Annotated in this window: 21 protein-coding genes; 13 read left to right on the top strand and 8 right to left on the bottom strand. The window is 66.0% G+C overall.

What is annotated here, in order from left to right; all coding sequences use genetic code 11:
* Positions 1-21: 21 nt before the first annotated feature.
* A complete protein-coding gene (locus IFT63_RS11100) occupies positions 22-381 on the bottom strand; it encodes a hypothetical protein (protein ID WP_192084216.1) in 360 nt (119 codons plus the stop codon).
* A gap of 23 nt (positions 382-404) precedes the next feature.
* Between IFT63_RS11100 and coxB the strand changes: the two genes are divergently transcribed.
* The 5 genes from coxB (at position 405) to IFT63_RS11120 (ending at position 4671) form a co-directional block, all read left to right on the top strand.
* Positions 405-1367, top strand: a complete 963-nt coding sequence (gene coxB / locus IFT63_RS11105) for a cytochrome c oxidase subunit II (protein ID WP_042611981.1) — start codon at positions 405-407, stop codon at positions 1365-1367.
* A gap of 61 nt (positions 1368-1428) precedes the next feature.
* Positions 1429-3039 (top strand): cytochrome c oxidase subunit I, encoded by a 1611-nt coding sequence (gene ctaD, locus IFT63_RS11110; protein ID WP_042611980.1) that lies wholly within the window; start codon positions 1429-1431, stop codon positions 3037-3039.
* A gap of 8 nt (positions 3040-3047) precedes the next feature.
* The gene (locus IFT63_RS17690) at positions 3048-3182 is read left to right on the top strand and encodes a hypothetical protein (RefSeq protein ID WP_274602604.1); all 135 of its coding nucleotides are present in this window, start codon (positions 3048-3050) and stop codon (positions 3180-3182) included.
* The gene (locus IFT63_RS11115) at positions 3179-3769 is read left to right on the top strand and encodes a cytochrome c oxidase assembly protein (RefSeq protein WP_042611979.1); all 591 of its coding nucleotides are present in this window, start codon (positions 3179-3181) and stop codon (positions 3767-3769) included. Before IFT63_RS17690 ends, IFT63_RS11115 begins: the two co-directional genes overlap by 4 nt.
* Positions 3770-3795: 26 nt before the next feature.
* Complete coding sequence (locus IFT63_RS11120; RefSeq protein WP_042611978.1) at positions 3796-4671, top strand: cytochrome c oxidase subunit 3; 876 nt, start codon at positions 3796-3798, stop codon at positions 4669-4671.
* Positions 4672-4688: 17 nt separating this feature from the next.
* Here the strand turns inward: IFT63_RS11120 and IFT63_RS11125 are convergent, their stop codons facing one another.
* Positions 4689-4907 carry a twin transmembrane helix small protein gene (locus IFT63_RS11125; RefSeq protein WP_042611977.1) on the bottom strand — a complete coding sequence of 73 codons (219 nt, stop codon included), beginning with the start codon at positions 4905-4907 and terminating at the stop codon, positions 4689-4691.
* A 57-nt stretch (positions 4908-4964) separates the two neighbouring features.
* On the opposite strand from IFT63_RS11125, the gene IFT63_RS11130 reads away from it, so the two are divergent.
* From IFT63_RS11130 to cyoE, 4 genes are all read left to right on the top strand, one after another.
* Entirely contained in the window at positions 4965-5672 is a 708-nt protein-coding gene (locus IFT63_RS11130) for an SURF1 family protein (protein ID WP_192084217.1), read from the top strand.
* Positions 5673-5845: 173 nt separating this feature from the next.
* On the top strand, positions 5846-6421 hold the full coding sequence (locus tag IFT63_RS11135) for a hypothetical protein (RefSeq protein WP_192084218.1): 576 nt from the start codon (positions 5846-5848) through the stop codon (positions 6419-6421).
* 10 nt (positions 6422-6431) lie between these two features.
* On the top strand, positions 6432-7595 hold the full coding sequence (locus IFT63_RS11140; RefSeq protein ID WP_042611975.1) for a COX15/CtaA family protein: 1164 nt from the start codon (positions 6432-6434) through the stop codon (positions 7593-7595).
* A gap of 4 nt (positions 7596-7599) precedes the next feature.
* The gene (gene cyoE / locus IFT63_RS11145; RefSeq protein WP_192084219.1) at positions 7600-8490 is read left to right on the top strand and encodes a heme o synthase; all 891 of its coding nucleotides are present in this window, start codon (positions 7600-7602) and stop codon (positions 8488-8490) included.
* A gap of 223 nt (positions 8491-8713) precedes the next feature.
* Here cyoE and IFT63_RS11150 read toward each other — a convergent pair whose 3' ends face one another.
* The 5 genes from IFT63_RS11150 to rpsU all read right to left on the bottom strand — a co-directional run bounded on the left by IFT63_RS11150 (position 8714) and on the right by rpsU (position 13409).
* Entirely contained in the window at positions 8714-9685 is a 972-nt protein-coding gene (locus IFT63_RS11150; RefSeq protein ID WP_192084220.1) for a bile acid:sodium symporter family protein, read from the bottom strand.
* 33 nt (positions 9686-9718) lie between these two features.
* Positions 9719-11458: a DNA primase gene (dnaG, locus tag IFT63_RS11155; RefSeq protein ID WP_042613534.1), complete on the bottom strand. Its 1740-nt coding sequence runs from the start codon at positions 11456-11458 to the stop codon at positions 9719-9721.
* A gap of 57 nt (positions 11459-11515) precedes the next feature.
* Entirely contained in the window at positions 11516-12364 is an 849-nt protein-coding gene (locus IFT63_RS11160; RefSeq protein WP_235306041.1) for a YihY/virulence factor BrkB family protein, read from the bottom strand.
* Between the two features lie 240 nt (positions 12365-12604).
* Positions 12605-13051: a GatB/YqeY domain-containing protein gene (locus IFT63_RS11165; RefSeq protein ID WP_042613536.1), complete on the bottom strand. Its 447-nt coding sequence runs from the start codon at positions 13049-13051 to the stop codon at positions 12605-12607.
* A 142-nt stretch (positions 13052-13193) separates the two neighbouring features.
* A complete protein-coding gene (rpsU, locus tag IFT63_RS11170) occupies positions 13194-13409 on the bottom strand; it encodes a 30S ribosomal protein S21 (RefSeq protein ID WP_002808376.1) in 216 nt (71 codons plus the stop codon).
* Between the two features lie 168 nt (positions 13410-13577).
* On the opposite strand from rpsU, the gene tsaD reads away from it, so the two are divergent.
* Positions 13578-14603, top strand: a complete 1026-nt coding sequence (gene tsaD, locus IFT63_RS11175) for a tRNA (adenosine(37)-N6)-threonylcarbamoyltransferase complex transferase subunit TsaD (protein ID WP_042613537.1) — start codon at positions 13578-13580, stop codon at positions 14601-14603.
* Between the two features lie 7 nt (positions 14604-14610).
* Here tsaD and IFT63_RS11180 read toward each other — a convergent pair whose 3' ends face one another.
* The gene (locus tag IFT63_RS11180) at positions 14611-15177 is read right to left on the bottom strand and encodes a hypothetical protein (RefSeq protein WP_192084221.1); all 567 of its coding nucleotides are present in this window, start codon (positions 15175-15177) and stop codon (positions 14611-14613) included.
* Positions 15178-15522: 345 nt separating this feature from the next.
* On the opposite strand from IFT63_RS11180, the gene folB reads away from it, so the two are divergent.
* The 3 genes from folB to IFT63_RS11195 all read left to right on the top strand — a co-directional run bounded on the left by folB (position 15523) and on the right by IFT63_RS11195 (position 19535).
* Positions 15523-15879: a dihydroneopterin aldolase gene (gene folB, locus IFT63_RS11185; RefSeq protein ID WP_042613538.1), complete on the top strand. Its 357-nt coding sequence runs from the start codon at positions 15523-15525 to the stop codon at positions 15877-15879.
* A gap of 63 nt (positions 15880-15942) precedes the next feature.
* On the top strand, positions 15943-17238 hold the full coding sequence (locus IFT63_RS11190) for a mechanosensitive ion channel domain-containing protein (protein ID WP_320505336.1): 1296 nt from the start codon (positions 15943-15945) through the stop codon (positions 17236-17238).
* Positions 17239-17360: 122 nt separating this feature from the next.
* Positions 17361-19535, top strand: coding sequence for a glycoside hydrolase family 3 N-terminal domain-containing protein (locus tag IFT63_RS11195; protein ID WP_192084222.1), 2175 nt, complete (start codon positions 17361-17363; stop codon positions 19533-19535).
* Positions 19536-19573: the final 38 nt, after the last annotated feature.

The raw sequence follows: 19573 nt of genomic DNA on the forward strand, positions 1-19573 counted from the left end.
TGGAAAACTTGGCGATTTTAATCATTTTTTGGCCTGCGGATAGTCCCTCACCGGCCCCTTTGAGCATTCCGGATAGCACCGCCCCGTAAAGGATTCAGCTGGATGCGAGCGTTCAGGAAAAAATGTGCCAAATTCGGCAAATCGGCCGACGGCACATTGCTGTGCTGCAGCATCGTATTTACCGTGAATGGACCTTGTAAGTGTTGAGAGGGCAGGGCTACCATCGAGACGTAGCCCGCGGCAGGAACGCGGCTGCGACAGGATCAGGGCGCCGAACGCGCTGCAGGGGATCTGAATACGCAGCGGCGACAGTGTCCCCCACGGACGCTTGAGGCCCGGGACCAGCTTGAAAGCTTGCTCGCCGCCAGCGATGGCGGTCACCGATGACGTCAAGGGTCTAGGCAATGAAGCAAAGCAGCGCGTGGGGCGGCAGGTGTGTGTCCGGGATCGCCACGGTGGCGGCCGGAATGGCATTTCCGGCAATGGGATGGGCGCAGTCCGCCGATCCCAAGCCATGGCAGTTGAACATGGGCCGGGGGGTCACCCAGACCTCGCGACTGGCCTGGGAATCGAACATGCTCTCGCTGATCGTGGTCACGGTCATCGGCGTGATCGTGTTCGGTGCGATGGCCTACGCCATCTTCAAGTTCCGCAAGTCCAAGGGCGCGGTCGCCGCCACCTTCAGCCACAACACCAAGGCCGAAATCATCTGGACAGTGATCCCGGTGGTGATCCTGGTGGTGATGGCCTGGCCGGCCACCGCCAACCTGATCAAGATGTACGATACCCGCGATGCCGAGATGACCGTCAAGGTCACCGGCTACCAGTGGATGTGGCGCTATGAGTACCTGGGCGAGGGCGTGGACTTCACCAGCCGGCTGGACCGCGAGTCCGACCGCGTGCGCCAGAGCGGCAAAGTGCCCACCCGCGAAAGCAATCCGCATTACCTGCTCGACGTCGACAACCGGCTGGTGCTGCCGGTCGATACCAAGGTCCGCTTCGTCATCACCTCCGACGACGTGATCCACGCCTGGTGGGTGCCGGCGCTGGGCTGGAAGCAGGACGCGATCCCGGGCTTCATCAACGAGGCCTGGACCAGCATCGACACCCCGGGCGTCTACCGCGGGCAGTGCGCTGAACTGTGCGGCAAGGACCACGGCTTCATGCCGATCGTGGTCGAAGCGGTGTCCAAGGAAGACTTCAAGCAGTGGCTGGCGCAGAAGAAGCCGGCGCCTGCTGCCGCGCCTGCCACGCCGAATGCGCCGGAGACCGCCACGCCGCCCGGCGACGGCACCGCGCCACGGCAACCGGTCACCCCGGCCGAGCCTGCTGCTGCACCGGCCCCGGCGCCCACCACCGACGCCTGACCCAACCGCCCGTGGCCGCATCGCGGCCACTGTGACAAATCGATCTGAGAGGTGTTTTGCAATGGCGCACTCGGCAGTTGGGCACGACGAACACCACGGTCATGCGCAGGGCTTTTTCCAGCGCTGGCTGTTCAGCACCAACCACAAGGACATCGGCACGCTGTACCTGCTTTTCAGCTTCGTCATGTTCATCATCGGCGCGGCAATGAGCGTGGTCATCCGCACCGAGCTGGCACAGCCCGGCCTGCAGTTCGTCAAGCCGGAATTCTTCAACCAGATGACCACCATGCATGCGCTGGTGATGATCTTCGGTGGGGTGATGCCGGCCTTCGTCGGCCTGGCCAACTGGATGATTCCACTGCAGATCGGCGCGCCGGACATGGCGTTGCCGCGCATGAACAACTGGTCGTTCTGGCTGCTGCCGGTGGCCTTCGGCATGCTGCTGCTGACCCTGTTCCTGCCCGGTGGCGCACCGGCCGGTGGCTGGACCCTGTACCCGCCGCTGTCGCTGCAGGGCGGCTACAACGTGGCCTTCACCGTATTCGCCATCCACGTGGCCGGCATCAGTTCCATCATGGGCGCGATCAACATCATCGCCACCGTGCTCAACATGCGCGCGCCGGGCATCGACCTGCTGAAGATGCCGATCTTCTGCTGGGCCTGGCTGATCACCGCCTTCCTGCTGATCGCGGTGATGCCGGTGCTGGCCGGCGCGGTCACCATGCTGCTGACCGACAAGTTCTTCGGCACCAGTTTCTTCAACGCCGCCGGTGGCGGTGACCCGGTGATGTTCCAGCACATCTTCTGGTTCTTCGGGCACCCGGAGGTGTACATCATGATCCTGCCGGCGTTCGGCGTGGTCAGCGAAATCATCCCCACCTTCAGCCGCAAGCCGCTGTTCGGCTACCAGGCGATGGTCTACGCCACCGCGGCGATCGCCTTCCTGTCGTTCATCGTCTGGGCCCACCACATGTTCACCGTGGGCATGCCGCTGGGTGGCGAGATCTACTTCATGTTCGCCACCATGCTGATCTCCATCCCGACCGGGGTGAAGGTGTTCAACTGGGTCAGCACCATGTGGCGCGGTTCGCTCACTTTCGAAGCGCCGATGCTGTGGTCGGTCGCCTTCGTCATCCTGTTCACCATCGGCGGTTTCTCCGGCCTGATGCTGGCCATCGTCGCGGCTGATTTCCAGTACCACGACACCTACTTCGTGGTCGCGCATTTCCACTACGTGCTGGTCACCGGTGCGGTGTTCGCGCTGATCGCGGCGGTGTACTACTGGTGGCCGAAGTGGACCGGCCGCATGTACAGCGAGAAATGGGCGAAGTTCCACTTCTGGTGGTCCATCGTGTTCGTCAACCTGCTGTTCTTCCCCCAGCATTTCCTCGGCCTGGCCGGCATGCCGCGGCGCATCCCGGATTACAGCGTGGCCTTCGCCGACTGGAACCTGATCAGCTCGATCGGTGCGTTCGGCATGTTCGCCACCCCGTTCATGATGGCCGCGATCCTGCTGGCCTCGCTGCGCAACGGGGAAAAGGCCGAAGCGCGCAGTTGGGAAGGCGCGCGCGGGCTGGAATGGACGGTGCCGTCACCGGCGCCGGCGCATACCTTCACCACCCCGCCGGTGATCCGCCCGGGCGACCTGGCCCACGATGACATCAGTCACTGAGGTGCGACATGCATGAGGCGAACCCATCATCGGCTGACATCGCCCTGCGCCGCCAGCGCGCACGCCGCACCGCCGTGTGGGTGGGCGCGGTAGCGGTGGCGGTGTATGTCGGCTTCATCCTCAGCGGGGTGATCGGCCGATGAACGCCCCGCAGGCCACCGCCCCGTCCCGGCATGCCGGCCTGCCGCGCCTGATCGGCGTGGCCGTGGCGGTGTTCCTGCTGACGTTCTCGCTGGTGCCGCTGTACCGCATCGCCTGTGAAAAGGTGTTCGGCGTGCGCCTGGAACGCGGGCCCGGGGCACAGGCCAGCGCCGGCGCCGCGGCCGGCAAGCGCACCGTGCGGGTGGAGTTCGATGGCGGAGTGAACTCGCAGTTGCCGTGGGCCTTCCATCCCGAACAGCTGACCATGGACGTGGTGCCCGGCGAGCTCAACGAAGCGCTGTATTTCGCGCGCAACGATGGCAAGGTCGCCATCGTCGGCAGCGCCGTACCGTCGGTGGCGCCGGCGCGCGCCTCGGGCTATTTCAGCAAGACCGAATGCTTCTGCTTCACCGCACAGACCCTGCAGGCCGGAGAGAAGCGCGACATGCCGGTGCGCTTCATCGTTGATCCCTCGCTGCCGCCGGAGATCCGCACCATCACCCTGTCCTACACCTTCTACAAGAACGACGCGCTCTCCGCGCGCCTTGCACCGGCCAGCGTGCCGGCCGATGCGCACGCCGCGCCCTGAGCGCGCCACTGAACCGGACAACGACCATGGCCCAGCTTCCTTCCGACGCCAACGCGTATTACGTGCCGACCCACAGCCGATGGCCGTTCATCGGCTCCATCGCGATGATGGTGACCATGGTCGGCGTGGCCAGTTGGCTCAACGACGCAACATGGGGCAAGTGGAGTTTCTTCACCGGGCTGGCGATGCTGGTGCTGACCCTGTTCTGGTGGTTCAGCGACGTGGTTCGTGAGTCGCAGGCCGGCCACTACAACCAGCAGGTGGATGGTTCGTTCCGGATGGGGATGGTGTGGTTCATCTTCTCCGAAGTGATGTTCTTCGGTGCGTTCTTCGGTGCGCTGTTCTATACCCGTGCGCTGGGGCTGCCATGGCTGGGCGGCGAGGGCGACGGGGTGATGACCAACGAGCTGCTGTGGGGTGGTTATTCGGCCGGCTGGCCGACCAACGGCCCAGCGGCGATCGGCGGCCAGTTCCAGACCATCCCGGCGTGGGGCCTGCCGCTGATCAATACGCTGATCCTGCTGACCTCCGGCGTCACCCTGACCATCGCCCACCACGCACTGAAGGCCGGCCATCGCCGCCAGCTGCTGACCTGGCTGGGCATCACCGTGGTGCTGGGACTGGTGTTCCTGACCCTGCAGGCGGAGGAGTACATCCACGCCTACACCGAGCTCAACCTCACCCTCGGCTCGGGCATCTACGGTTCCACGTTCTTCATGCTGACCGGCTTCCACGGCGCGCACGTGCTGCTGGGCACGATCATGCTGGCCGTGATGTGGCTGCGCGCGGCCAAGGGCCACTTCACCCGCGACAACCATTTCGGCTTCGAAGCGGCGGCATGGTACTGGCACTTCGTCGACGTGGTGTGGCTGATGCTGTTCCTGTTCGTCTACGTGCTTTGATCCACGTAACGACTGCTTCAGCGGGCGATGCCGTGCGGCTGGATCCAGCCGCCCCAGATGCCGATGACCACCAGCAGGATCAGCGCCACCGAAACCGCGATGCGCCGGGTCAGCGCATTGACGGTGCGCTTGGTCTGTCCCCGATCCACCAGCAGGTAGTACAGGCCGGCGCCCAGGTTCCAGACGATGACGATGAGGAACGCGATCACCAGCAGGGTCTTCAGCGAATCGTTCATGCGCGGCTCGATGGCGGGGCGGATGCTCCTATCTGACCGCGTTTGCGGCCGTTTGTCATGATGCGACGGCACACGCGGTCGCTGGGCTGGGTGTTGGCCCTGGTGGCGATGACGGTGTTCTGCCTGCTCGGCTACTGGCAGCTGCAGCGCATGCAGCAGAAGCAGGCGCTGTTGCAGGCGCAGGCCGTGGCGGCCGCGCAACCTCCCACTACCCTGTCGCGCGCGCTGGACGCTGCCGGCCCCGTGCACGGCATCGTCGACCACGGCCGCTTCCTGTCGGGGCTGGTGCTGCTGGACAACCAGATGCGCGAGGGCCGCGCCGGGGTGAAGGTCTACCGTCCGTTTCGCAGCGATGATGGCGTGGTGCTGCTGGTGGACCTGGGCTGGCGTCCGCTGCCGGCCGATCGCACGCTGCCTGATGTTCCGCCGCCGCCCTCGCCGATCGCGATACGCGGCCTGCTGGCGCCCGCGCCTGCCCCCGGGCTGGCACTGGGACCTGCAGTCACCGCAGCGGGCCCACAGCGCTGGCTGGCCAGCCGGCTGCAGGCCGATGCGCTGGCCCCGGTGCTGGGCCTGCCCAAGCTGCCTACACGCGTGCTGCGGCTGGATCCCGCGCTGCCGTTCGGCGATGAGCGCGACCTCGACCTGCTGCCCAACACGCTGCCGCCGCAGCGCCACCTGGGCTACGCGGTGCAATGGTTCGGCCTGGCCCTGACCGTGCTGGTGGTGGCGCTGGTGCTGGAATGGCGCCGCCGCCGGAGGTAGTGACGGCCGCTGGCCGTCAATCCGTAGGTGACGACCGCTCGTCCTGGGTGGGTGACGACCGTTGGTCGTCACGCTCTTGCCCGGAGCAGAAGCGTGACGCGCAACGGTCGTCACCCACCGAACCCGCCACAACCCACCGGCACACCCCTTCCCAACATGAGAAAATACGGCCCATGAACGCTGCTTCGTCAACGCCGGACACCGCGCGCGCCAAGGGTCGCCGCACCCTGGTGCTGCTGTTTGTCCTGTTCTTCGGCGCGATGGCACTGGCCGGGGTGCTGCGCTTCTCCGGCTGGCAGCCGGCGGCCCACAAGAACGTCGGCCAGCTGTTGCAGCCCCCGGTGGACCTGCGCCTGCAGCCGCCCGTGCTGGCCAGCGGCGCGCCCTATGCCTGGAAGGGCGAAGAAAAGATCTGGCGCATCCTGGTCGCGCCTCCCGCCGCGTGCGCCGAACCGTGCGTCACTTTGTCGCAGGGACTGGCCAAGGTGTGGCAGCTGTTCGGCCATAACGCCGATAATGTGGAGATCCTTTGGCTGGGAACGCCACCGGCGCCCCTGGCTGGAACCCCTGCACTGCGCGCGCTGGCCCCTTCGCCGGCACTGCGCGCTGCATTGCCCGGTGTCGACGACCCGGCCGGCGTGCCGGTCTACATCGTCGATCCGAACGGCTTCGTGATCATGCGCCATGCGCCCGGCACCGACCTTGGTGGCCTGCGCAAGGACCTGTCCACGTTGCTGAAACTGAAGTGAGCCTTGTTCGATGAGCCTTTCCGCGCGTCCGGCGCTGCAGCGTAATTTCCACCGCCTGGCGTGGTTCGCGATGATCATGACCGCGAGCACCATCCTGTTCGGTGCCTTCGTGCGCCTGTCCGATGCCGGCCTGAGCTGCCCTGACTGGCCGACCTGCTATGGCCAGGCCACCTGGCCGCAGCACGTGGAAGAGACCATCGGCCATCCGGCCGCGGACATCCGCCCGCTGGAAACGCACAAGGCGTGGCGCGAGCAGGTGCATCGCTTCCTGGCCGGCGCGCTCGGCATCGAGATCCTCGCCCTGGCCCTGCTGGCCACGCGTCGACGTCGTTTCGGCAGCACCGCGGTAGTCACCGCCTGCGTGCTGGTGGCGGCGGGCATCCCGCTGTACATGCTGGGCTGGCATGCCACCGCCAGCGTGCTGGCGCTGCTCGGCGAGGTGATCCTGCTGGTTGCCGCGTTCCGCTGGAGCAACAGCGACCTCGCACGCGCCGCCGTGTTGACCCTGGCCGTGGTGATCTTCCAGGCGCTGCTGGGCATGTGGACCGTCACCTGGCTGCTCAAGCCGATCGTGGTGATGGGCCACCTGCTGGGCGGCATGCTGATGTTCGCGATGCTGGCCTGGATGGCCTGGCGCGCGACCCACCTGCCGATCACCCTGGCCGAAGCACCGAAGCTGAAATGGCTGCTGCGCATCGGCGTCGCCGTGCTGACCGTGCAGATCGCACTGGGCGGCTGGGTCAGCGCCAACTACGCCGCGCTGGCCTGTGGTGGCGGCAGCCTGTCGCTGGACAACTTCCCGCGTTGTGCCAACCAGTGGTGGCCGCAGCAGAACTTCGCCGAGGGCTTCACCCTGTGGCGCGGCATCGGCGTGGATTACGAAGGCGGCATCCTCGATGGCGCTTCGCGCATCGCCATCCAGATGGGCCACCGCATGTTCGCCATCGTAGTGGCGGCGTACCTGCTGTGGCTGGGCGTGCGTTTGTTCCGGACGCCGAGCATGCGCGGCTGGGCCGTGGCGTTGATCATCGGCCTCATCGCACAGATCAGCCTGGGCATCGCCAACGTCAAGATGGCACTGCCGCTGCCGGTGGCGGTGCTGCACAACGGCGGGGCGGTGCTGCTGCTGTTCGTGATGGTCAGCCTGCTGGCCCGCCTGCGGGCACCGGACTGACGCCATGGCCACTTATCGTCAGTACTGGGACCTGACCAAGCCCAAGGTCGTTGCCCTCATCATATTCACCGCGCTGGTCGGCATGGTCCTCGCGATCCCCGGCGTACCCAGCTGGGAGCAGGTGCGCCTGGGCGCGCTCGGCTTCCTCGGCATCTGGCTGTCGGCCTCTGCCGCGGCGGCGATCAACCAGCTGCTGGATGCCAAGATCGATGCGCAGATGGCGCGCACCTCGTGGCGCCCGCTGGTGGTCGGCAAGGTCAAGCCGTGGCAGGTGCTGGCTTTTGCCGGCGTGCTGATCGTGCTGTCGATGACGATCCTGGTGGTGTGGGTCAACGTCATCACCGCCATCCTCACCTTCGCCTCGCTGATCGGCTATGCGGTGATCTACACCGTCTACCTCAAGCGTGCCACCTCGCAGAACATCGTCATCGGCGGACTGGCCGGCGCGATGCCGCCGATGCTCGGCTGGGCCGCGGTCACCGGGATGCAGACCTCGGCGGACTGGTGGTATTCGGCGCTGCTGGTGCTGATCATCTTCATCTGGACACCGCCGCACTTCTGGGCGCTGGCGATCTTCCGCCGCGAAGACTACGCCAAGGCGAAGATCCCGATGCTGCCGGTTACCCACGGCGTGGTGCACACCCGCAAGCAGATCCTGGCGTATTCGATCGTGCTGGCGATCATCTGCGTGCTGCCCTACGTGGTTGGCATGAGCGGACCGTTCTACCTGGGCGGGGCGATCGTATTGAATGCCGTATTCCTCTGGTACGCCTGGCGCATGCAGGACCCGCCGGATGAACTGTTCTCGATGAAAATGTTCAACTGGTCGGTGGTCTACCTGATGGCGCTGTTCGCTTTCCTGCTGGTGGACCACTGGATCCTGCCCTGGCTGTAACGGCTGAAGGGGGGAGACGGCCAGCGGCCGTCACTACCGGCGCACGTTGATCTGCCGTGGGTGGGTGAGAGCTTGCTCCTGGTGGGTGACGACCGTTGGTCGTCACGCTTTTCCCGCATATCGCGCTATCTGCCCTGGTAGCGCCGAGCCATGCTCGGCGGGATGGTTCAGGCGCCGCTGCAGAAAGCCGCCGAGCATGGCTCGGCGCTACCGGGTTACCGGCTTACCGCGCTTCTTTGGCGTAGCGCTGGGCGATGACCCCGCACACGATCAGCTGGATCTGGTGGTAGATCATCACCGGCAGCACGATCGCGCCGAGGCTGCCGCCGGCGAACAACACCTTGGCGATCGGGATGCCGGTGGCGAGGCTTTTCTTGGAGCCGCAGAACACGATCGCGATCTCGTCTTCGCGGCTGAAATGCAGCTTGCGTGCGGCCAGCGTGATCAGCGGCATCGCGATGCCCAGCAGTACCGCCGCCACCACCGCGACCGCGGCCAGCGAGATCAGCGGGGTCTTCGACCACAGACCTTCGGTCACGGCCGCACCGAATGCCGAATACACCACCAGCAGGATGGTGGCCTGGTCGGTGTAGCGCAGCAGCGCGCGCTGGCGTTCCACCCAACCGGCGATCCACGGACGCAGCAGGTGGCCGGCTACGAACGGCACCAGCAGCTGCAGCATGATGCCGCCGATGGCCTGCAGCGGATTGTGGATGCCGCCCTGGGTGCCGGCCAGCGCGGTCAGCAGCAGCGGCGTCAGGAACACACCGAGGATGGACGACAGCGATGCGCTGCACACCGCCGCCGGCACATTGCCGCGCGCCATCGAAGTGAACGCGATGGACGACTGGACCGTGGAGGGCAGGGTGCACAGGAACAGCACGCCCAGGTACAGCTCCGGCGTGAGCAGCCAGCCGGACAACGGATGGAGCAGCAGGCCCAGCAGGGGGAACAGCACGAAGGTGCAGGCCAGGATCAGCAGGTGCAGGCGCCAGTGCAGCAGGCCACCGATCACCGCTTCACGCGGCAGGCGCGCGCCGTGCAGGAAGAACAGCAGGCCGATCGCCACGTTGGTGACATCGTCCAGTACCAGCGCGGCGGGGCCGGTCATCGGCAGCAACGAGGCCAGCAGCACGGTGCCCAGCAGGGCAAGGGTGAAGTTGTCCGGTCGCAGTCGCGACCACCAGCGTGTCATGTCAGGCAGGCTCCTTGGCAGGCGCCCACGCGATCAGATGCGCAGGCTGGCGCGGGCCTTCAGCAGCTCGCGCATTTCGAATTTGTCAGTATCGTCCAAGCCGTGTTGTCGCTGCTTGGCGTTAAGGTCTTCGATGCGCTGGAACAGCAGCTGCTTTTCCAGTTGGCCCACCGCATCGTGCAGCTCTTCGGTCCACTTTGCTTCGTCGCCGGCCAGCGTCTGCGCCGCCAGTGTATGCAGCGACGCCTGCTCCTCGCGGCCGTCGAAGTGTTCCAGCAGCGCGCCGGTGCTGATGTCCGGGCGTTGTTCGACCAGCGCCAGCAGCTCCAGCAGCAGCTCGACGCCGGGCAGGCGCAGGCCGTGGAAATGGTGCTGCCCGCCCAGTGACATCGCCAGCGAGGGCTGCTGCAGCAGGATCGCGATCGCCGCGCGGACCAGGCTGCGTTTCGCCACCGGCGTGACCGGGCGGCCCGACGTCGCGCGCGGGCCCTGCTGCGGACGCTGCGCGGGGTTGCCGCCCAGCCCGGTCAGCACGCCCAGCTGCTGCTTCATCAGGTCACCGAAGGCACCATCGGGAATCTGCGCCAGCATCGGCTTCGCACGCTCGGCCAGCCGGGCCTTGCCATCCAGCGTACCGAGGTTGATCTCGCGGGTCAGCTCGTCGAAGAAGAACTGCGACAGCGGCGTGGCCTGTTTCAGGCGCTCATCGAAGGCTTCGGCGCCTTCCTTGCGCACGATGGTGTCGGGGTCCTCGCCATCGGGCAGGAACAGGAAGAAGGCCTGGCGGCCATCCTTCATGCGCGGCAGCACCGATTCCAGCGCCTTCCAGCCGGCGCGCCGGCCGGCCGCATCGCCATCGAAGCAGAAGAACACGTCCGGCGCGTTGCGGAACAGCAGCTCGGCATGGTCCGGCGTGGTCGCCGTGCCCAGCGTGGCCACCGCCTGGGTGACCCCGAACTGGAACAGCGACACCACGTCCATGTAGCCTTCGACCACGATCAACCGCTCGATCTTCTGGTTGGCCTGGCGCACCTGCCATAGGCCATACAGTTCGCGTCCCTTGTGGAACAGCGCGGTTTCCGGTGAGTTGAGGTACTTCGGGCCGTCGTCCTTCTCGAACACGCGGCCGCCGAAGGCGATCACCCGGCCGCGGCGGTCGAAGATCGGGAACATCACCCGGTCGCGGAACTTGTCGTAGACATGGCCGCGATCGTTCTTGGAGAACAGGCCGGCACGGTCGAGCAGCTTCATCCGCCGCTCGTCCTTGCCCAGCGCATCGCGCAGCCCGCTGTAGCCATCCGGCGCATAGCCGATCTGGAAACGCGTGCGGTTGGCTTCGTCCACGCCGCGGCCGTCCAGGTAGGTGCGGGCTTTCTCGCTGTCTTCCAGGTTCTTCTGGAAGAAGCGCGCGGCCGCATCCAGCGCCGAATACAGTTCGCGGCCTTCGTCCTGCTGCTGCGCACTGCGCGGGTTCTCGCTGCGCGGCACTTCCATGCCGACCCGCTTGGCCAGTTCGTCCACCGCATCGAGGAATTCGAGGCGGTCGTAGTTCATCAGGAAGCTGATCGCGGTGCCGTGCGCGCCGCAGCCGAAGCAGTGATAGAACTGCTTGGTGGGCGATACGGTGAACGAGGCCGAGCGTTCGTCATGGAACGGGCAACGCGCCGCATATTCCTTGCCCTGGCGCTTCAGCGGCACGCGGCTGCCCACCACCTCGACGATGTCGGAGCGGGCCAGCAGGTCGTCGATGAAAGCGTCTGGAATGCGGGCCATGGCAACCGGCAGGGCACCGCCGGAAGGCAGTGCGGGCGAACGGGAAGTCTGCCTAGTTTACCCGTTGCCGGCGGCCGCGCCCGGCTTGGGCGGCACGATGCCGGCTGCAGCCAGGTGGTTCTGCGCGCGCAGGCGTTCGTCGATCACCGAGGTCATCAGCGCACCGACGAAGAACACCACCATGGCGTAGTAGATCCAGACCAGCGAGATCACCAGTGCGCCCATCGAACCGTACGCGCTGCCCGGTGCGACCTGTGCGATGTACACGCCGATCCCATAGCGGCCGAGGGCGAACAGCGCCGAGGTGATGGCGCCGCCGATGAAGGCCTGGCGCCACGCCACGCGCCGGTCCGGCAGATAGTGGTACATGAAGGCGAAGGCCACCGTATACAGCAGCAGCGTGCTGATGTAACCCAGCGCCGGCAGCAGCGAAGGCAGCTGCGCAAAGGCCACCTGCAGCATGGTGGTGGCGGTCATCGACACCACCAGCAGCAGGCCCAGTGCCAGTACCACGCCGAAGGAGAACACGCGTTTGCGCAGCCAGGCGGCCAGCCCGTCCAGGCGCTCGCCGCTGGTGCGGAAGATCAGGTTGAGCGCGCCCTGCAACTGGGCGAACACCGCCGTGGCACCGATGAACAGCAGCAGGGTGCTCCAGATACCGGCAAGCGAGCCGATGCTGGGTTGCTGGTCGGCGTTCTTCAACACGGTTTCAGCGACCACCGCCACGCTGTTGCCGGCGGCGGTGCCGATCTGCTCGACCAGCGCCTGCTGGGCCGGCGGGTACAGTGATGCGGTCAGCCACAACAGCAGCACCAGCAGCGGTGCCATCGACAGCAGGGCGTAGAAGGACACGGCGGCGGCCTGGCTCAGCACGTCCACTTCGATGAAGCGGTTGAGCACTGCCATCGGGAAGCTGCGGTTGAGCCGGTCCACGTACTTGCGCAATGGACCGGGGACGGCGCTGTGCGGCTGCGCGGTGGCGGGGGTATTCGGATCTGGCATGCGGGCTGTTTTACCAGCCGCAGGTCGAAGAATGGGTGAAGCGTGGGGCAGGGTGGCGCCGGGAGGCGCCCGGCGGCTTTGCTTCAAGGCGGTCTGACGCGGTCCGCCGAGCGTGGCTCGGCGCTACCGGGGCAGGTGTTCGCGTCAGCCTGCGAGCTGCTGCTTGACCAGCTTGGACACCAGGCCCATGTCGGCCTTGCCGGCGACCTTCGGCTTCAGTGCGCCCATCAGCTTGCCGATGTCGGCCGGGCTGGTCGCGCCGGTCTCCGCTACGGCGGCCTGGATGGCGGCGATGATATCGGCTTCGCCCATCTTGGCCGGCAGGTACCGCTCGATCACGACCATTTCGTCGCGCTCGATCTGCGCCAGGTCTTCACGGTTGGCCGCTTCGTACTGGCTGATCGAGTCCTTGCGCTGCTTGACCATCTTGTCCAGCACGGCGATCACGGCGGTGTCGTCCAGTTCGATGCGCTCGTCTACTTCCTTCTGTTGGACGGCGGCCTTGATCAGGCGGACCACGCCCAGGGTGTGCTTGTCGCCGCTCTTCATGGCGGCCTTCATGTCGTCGGTCAGCTTCAGCTTCATGCTCATCGGGCACCTCGTATGTCGTGGGTCAGGCTAATTAGGGGGCGCCGTGGCGGCAGCCCGGGAACGCAAAAAGCCGGCGACGCTTGCGCGTGCCGGCTTCTTCCCCACCGCGACAGGCAGAACCTGTCGCCATGAGTGCGTCCGATCAGTACAGGCGCTGACGCTTGGTAACGTCGCGCGACGAACGGCGCAGCTGACGCTTCACTGCAGCAGCAGCCTTGCGCTTACGTTCCTGGGTCGGCTTTTCGTAGAACTCGCGCTTACGGGTTTCGGCCAGCACACCGGCCTTTTCGCAAGTGCGCTTGAAGCGGCGAAGAGCAAACTCAAAAGGTTCGTTCTCGCGGACTTTGACGCTGGGCATGGAATCTCCGGACACTGTGTAGAACCGGGTCTATACCCGGCGAGCCGCACATTATAGCGGCGCTTCGACAAAATGCAAGCATCCCGGCCTGAATACGGGCCGGTTTTCTTGCATCTCAAGGGCCTGCATCGCCCCTGAGGAGCACGCAGGGGGCGCATAATACACCACATGCGAGTCCTTGGTATTGAATCATCGTGCGATGAGACCGGCGTGGCGGTGTATGACACCGACCTCACCGGCATTGAAGCCCTGCGCGCCCATGCGGTGTACAGCCAGATCGCGCTGCACGCCGAATACGGTGGGGTGGTGCCGGAACTGGCCAGCCGTGACCATGTGCGCAAGTTGTTGCCACTGATCCGGCAGACGCTGGACGAAGCCGGCATGACCGTCGGCGACATCGACGGGGTGGCCTATACCGCCGGTCCCGGTCTGGTCGGCGCGCTGCTGGTGGGCGCAGGGGTGGCGCGTTCGCTGGCCTGGGCGCTGGAAGTGCCGGCCGTGGGCGTGCACCACATGGAAGGCCACCTGCTGGCACCGCTGATGGAAGACGACCCGCCGCAGGCGCCGTTCGTGGCCCTGCTGGTGTCTGGCGGGCATACCCAGCTGGTGGCGGTGGAGGCCATCGGCCAGTACCGGCTGCTGGGCGAGACGCTGGACGATGCCGCCGGCGAAGCCTTCGACAAGACCGCCAAGATGATGGGCCTGCCGTATCCGGGGGGCCCGCAGTTGGCCGCGCTGGCCGAACAGGGCCGCCCGGGCGCCTACCGTTTCTCGCGCCCGATGACCGACCGCCCCGGGCTGGATTTCAGCTTCTCCGGGCTGAAGACCCAGGTGCTGCTGGCCTGGCGCGACAGCGATCAGAGCGAGCAGACCCGCGCCGACATCGCACGCGGCTTCGAAGATGCCGTGGTCGAGACGTTGGTGATCAAATGTGGACGCGCGCTGGAAGCGGCCGGCACCAATGTGATCGTGGTGGCCGGCGGTGTGGGCGCGAACAGGCGCCTGCGCGTGCGGCTGCAGGAAATGGCCGCCAAACTGGGTGGCAGGGCATGCTTCCCGCGCCCGGCGCTGTGCACCGACAACGGCGCGATGATCGCCTTTGCCGGTGCACTGCGGCTGCAGGCCGGCCAGCACAATCCGCCGCGCGTGGACGTTACCCCGCGCTGGGACATGGCGACGCTACCGGCGGTGTGATGGGCCGCTACAGCGGGGGAGCGATCTTTCCCTCCAGCGGTGAAGTGGCGAGCAGCGAGGTGGCACCTTCGTGGTGCAGCAACCAGTCCAGAGTGGAGGGACTGCGGGAATGGATGATCCGTGTCGCTGCGGCGAGGTCCGCCCTGATATCCCGGTGGAAGATGGGCTCGTGATGGGCGATCCGGTTGCGGAGGCTCTGATCGAACCGCCGGGTAAACAGCTGATGCCAGAAAGCAAAGCTGAGGCCAGCCACTACGTCGTCTACCCGCGCGGAGCGGCGAACCGCCTTCTCCAGCTCGGTACCGGCGCAGTACCCGCTATGGACCTGCGGTAGTCGCCGGCGAAAGGCGTCACTGTGCGGCCACGTGGGGCCGTGCTGAGCCCCGAGTGCTTCCGCAGCTGCATTCCGCACAAGAATTTCCACCAGATGCAGTGGCATGAGCAACGCGCCACAAAGACGCATGTTCCACAGATAGAGCAATGTCGGGCACGTATCCGCCATCGCAGCTGCGTGCAGGTAGGTCGACCATCGCGCCTTCGAAACGAGTCGCTCCAGATCAATCTGTCTGCGCATGGGCTGGAAGAATACGAAAGGCGGTCCGACCAATCTGCCCTGGAGAATCCAGGTCATCCATCAGGGCAGGGTAGGACTGTCGGTCAGTAATCGCAGCATTCTGGTGGTCGGTCTGGTGCCGTCGTATTTGGCTATTGAAGCGCAGGCAGGCCGGGCTTAGGATTTCCCAACGAGCCGCCGGGAATCGCGACCGAAAACCTCGGTCCCCCCCGGGGACAATGGCAGTACCAGAGGGCCCGCTAGCAGGGCCCTCTGTTTTTTCCCAGGCCCCGCTGTTCATCCCACGTCCCTGCACCTCGCGGCGGGTCCCGTTACCATGACGGCCTCTTTCGTGCGGCAGGCATCATGGACAAGGTATTCATCGAAGGGCTGGAGATCGACGCCCTGATCGGTATCTACGACTGGGAACGACGGATCCGCCAGACGCTGGTATTCGACCTGGAAATGGGCTTCGACAACCGTCGTCCGGCCGCCACCGACGACATCGAGCACACGCTGAACTACAAGGCCGTCAGCAACCGGCTGCAGGAGTACGTGCGGGCGTCGGACTTCGGCCTGGTGGAAACCCTGGCCGAGCGCTGCGCGGAGATCGTGCTGCAGGAATTCGACGTGCAGTGGCTGCGGCTGAAGCTCAGCAAGCCTGGCGCGGTGCGCGGTGCGCGCTCGGTCGGCGTGATCATCGAACGGCAACGGGCCCCTTGATCCCATAGCGCCGATTCCGGTCGGCAACCCAGACAGACAGAAGAAAGCGGAGGCAACCTGGTCGTGGATGCAGTAGTGGTGGTGAACTGGCTGGACAGCCTGCAGGATTCGTTGGCGCCGTATCCCGGTGCCTATCTCGCACTGATGCTGTCGGCACTGGTGATCGCCGCCGCGCTGGCCAACTGGGTCACCAAGCGCATCCTGCTGCGTGGTCTGCGCCGCCTGCTCGCGCGCCTGCCGGGGGCCGATTCCGGCCGCGGCAGCAATGTAATGCGGGTGATCTCACGCCTGTCGAACGTGGTGCCCAGCCAGGTCATCGCCTCCGGCATCGCCTACGTGCCGGACCTGCCGGTCGGGCTGGTGGCGTTCATCGTCGCGGCCTGCCAGGCCTGGGCCATCCTGACCGTCTCGATGGCGCTGTCGCATGCACTGGACGCCGCAAACGATCTGTACGAACGCCGGCCAGACGCGCGCAACAAGCCGATCAAGGGCTACCTGCAGGTCGCCAAGATCGTCATTTTCGCGATTGCCGGGCTGGCGATCGTGGCCACGCTCGCCGGTGTGGAACTGCGTTACCTGGTCACTGGCCTGGGCGCGGCCACGGCGGTGCTGATGTTGATTTTCCAGGACACCATCCTTTCGCTGGTGGCCAGCGTGCAGATCAGCGGGGATGGCCGGATCCGCCTGGGCGACTGGATCGAAATGCCCAGCCAGAATGCCGACGGCGATGTCATCGACATCGCCCTGCACACCGTCACGGTGCAGAACTTCGACAAGACCATCACCACCATCCCGACCAAGAAGCTGGTCACCGAATCGTTCAAGAACTGGCGCGGCATGCAGGAGTCCGGTGGCCGCCGGATCAAGCGCGCGCTGTTCCTGGACCAGCACAGCGTCGGTTTCATGGATGACCAGGCACGGGCACAGGTCGGCCAGTTCGCCCTGCTGGCTGATTACCTGCGCGACAAGGACACCGAACTGGGGCAGTGGAACGCCGAACTGCGCGCCCGCGGAGCGGGCGACATCAACAGCCGGCGCGTCACCAACCTGGGTACCTTCCGGGCCTACGTGGAGCGCTACCTCGGCAGCCACCCCGGCATCAACCCCGACATGACCCTGCTGGTACGCCAGCTGCAGCCCACCACCGAAGGCCTGCCGCTGGAGCTGTACTGCTTCACCCGCAGCACCGCCTGGGGCGAATACGAAGGCGTGCAGTCGGACATCTTCGACCACCTGCTGGCGATCCTGCCGGCGTTCGGGCTGCGCGTGTTCCAGGCCTCCAGCGACGCCATGCTGATGGACGTGCGGGCCGAACGTGCCCAGCAACCGCCTGCCACCCCCACCCCCGGCATGCTTTAAGCTGACCCCGCCGCGCCGTCGCAAGCAGCGCGGGCAGAAAACATGAACGCAGAAGATGCGCACTTTTGTGCCCGGTACCTTTAGAATGCCGGCACTGAAAACGTTTACATCAAGGACACCCGGTGGCTTCCGAACGTATCGAAACCCTCATTGCGCAGATGACCGTGGAAGAAAAGGTCGGTCAGCTGGGCGTGTTCGCCGACATGGTTCGTCCCTTTGCCCCGGACGTGAACCCGGAAGCCAACGTCAGCAACGCCGACCAGGTGCTGCAGCAGGTGCGTGACGGCAAGGTCGGCTCGCTGTTCAACGGCGTCGGCGCGGAGCTGGGCCGCCGCATCCAGCAGGTGGCGATCGAAGAAAGCCGCCTCGGCATCCCGGTGATCCTGGCCGCCGATGTCATCCATGGCATGCGTACCGTGTTCCCGATCCCGCTGGGCGAAGCGGCCAGCTTCGAACCCGAACTGGCGCGCCGCACCGCACGTGCCACCGCCGTGGAAGCGACCGCAGCCGGCCTGCACTGGACCTACGCACCGGCCGTGGATATCGCCCGCGACCAGCGCTGGGGCCGTGGCGCGGAAGGTGCCGGTGAAGACGTGGTGCTGGGCTGTGCGTTCGCCGCTGCCCGCGTTCGCGGCTTCCAGGGCGATGACCTGCGTGCGCACGACGCGCTGCTGGCCACGCCCAAGCATTTCGCCGCCTACGGCGCGGTGATGGCCGGCATGGAATACAACATGGTGGACATCTCCCCGCAGACCCTGCGCGACGTGCACCTGCCGCCGTTCAAGGCCGCCTTCGATGCCGGCGCGGTCACTGTGATGTCCTCCTTCAACGACATCAACGGCGTGCCGGCCAGCGCCAACGCCGAACTGCTGACCGACATCCTGCGCGGTGAGTGGAACTTCCCCGGCGTTGTCATTTCCGATTACACCGCGGACATGGAACTGGTCGCCCACGGCTATGCCGCCGATGACCGCGACGCCACCGCCAAGGCGTTCACCGCCGGCCTGGACCTGAGCATGCAGAGCGGCTTCTATGCCGAACACCTGCCCGGCCTGGTGGAAAGTGGCGAAGTGCCGATGGCGGTGTTAGACGAAGGCGTGCGCCGCATCCTGTGGCTCAAGGAAACCATCGGCCTGTTCGATGATCCGTACCGCTCGCTGGATCCGGCACGTGAAGCCGACGATTCGCATATCGCCGCGCATGACGACCTGTCGCGCGACGCGGCTCGACGCTCCATCGTGCTGCTGAAGAACGAACAGTCGGCGCTGCCGCTGCGCCGCGACGGGCAGAAGATCGCGCTGATCGGCCCGTTCGTGCAGGACCGCGAGAACATCGAAGGCTGCTGGACGCTGTTCGGCGACAAGAGCCGTTACGTCGACCTGGAAACCGGCGTACGCGCGGCCATCGGCGATGAAGCGCTGCTGGAAGTGGTGCCGGGCTGCGAGCTGGAAAGCGGCATTGCCGGTGGCATCGAAGCGGCCGTGGCCGCCGCACTGCGCGCCGACGTGGTCGTGCTGGCACTGGGCGAGCCGCAGCGTTACAGCGGCGAAGCGCAGTCGCGCGTGGAAATCACCTTGCCGCCTGCCCAGCAGGCGCTGGCCGAAGCGGTCGCGATGGCCGGCAAGCCGATGGTGGTGCTGCTGCGCAATGGTCGCGCGCTGGCCCTGCAGGGCGCGGTGCGCAACGCGCAGGCCGTGGCGATCACCTGGTACCTGGGCACCCAGACCGGGCACGCCGTGGCCGATGTGCTGTTCGGCGATTACAACCCGTCCGCGCGCCTGCCGGTGAGCTTCCCGCAGGTGTCCGGGCAGCAGCCTTACTTCTACAATCATCCGCGCACCGGGCGTCCGGAGCTGCCGACCATGTCCGAATTCAAGGCGCGCTGGCGCGAGATCCCCAACGAGCCGCTGTATGCGTTTGGCCACGGCATCAGCTACACCAGCTTCGCCTACGGCGTGCCGCAGCTGAGCAGTGCCAAGCTCGGCTGGGATGACACGCTGACCATCACTACCACGCTGACCAACACCGGCAGCGTGGCCGGCGAAGAAGTAGTGCAGCTGTACATCCACGACCGCGTGGCAAGCCGCGTGCGGCCGGTGCGTGAACTGAAGGAATTCCGCAAGGTGATGCTGCAGCCGGGCGAGTCCACCGAAGTGAGCTTCACCCTGCACCGTTCGCAGCTGGCCTTCACCGGGCGCGATGGCGTGCTGCGTGCCGAGGCGGGCCTGTTCGATCTGTGGGTGTGCGCATCGGCGATCAGTGGTTCACCGGTGCAGTTCGAGCTGCTGGCTGGCTGAGTGAGTGACGCGTCCGGCCTGTCCGGATGCGGGGGCTG

The organism is Stenotrophomonas sp. CFBP 13724 (assembly GCF_014841975.1).
GTDB classification, from domain to species: domain Bacteria; phylum Pseudomonadota; class Gammaproteobacteria; order Xanthomonadales; family Xanthomonadaceae; genus Stenotrophomonas; species Stenotrophomonas lacuserhaii.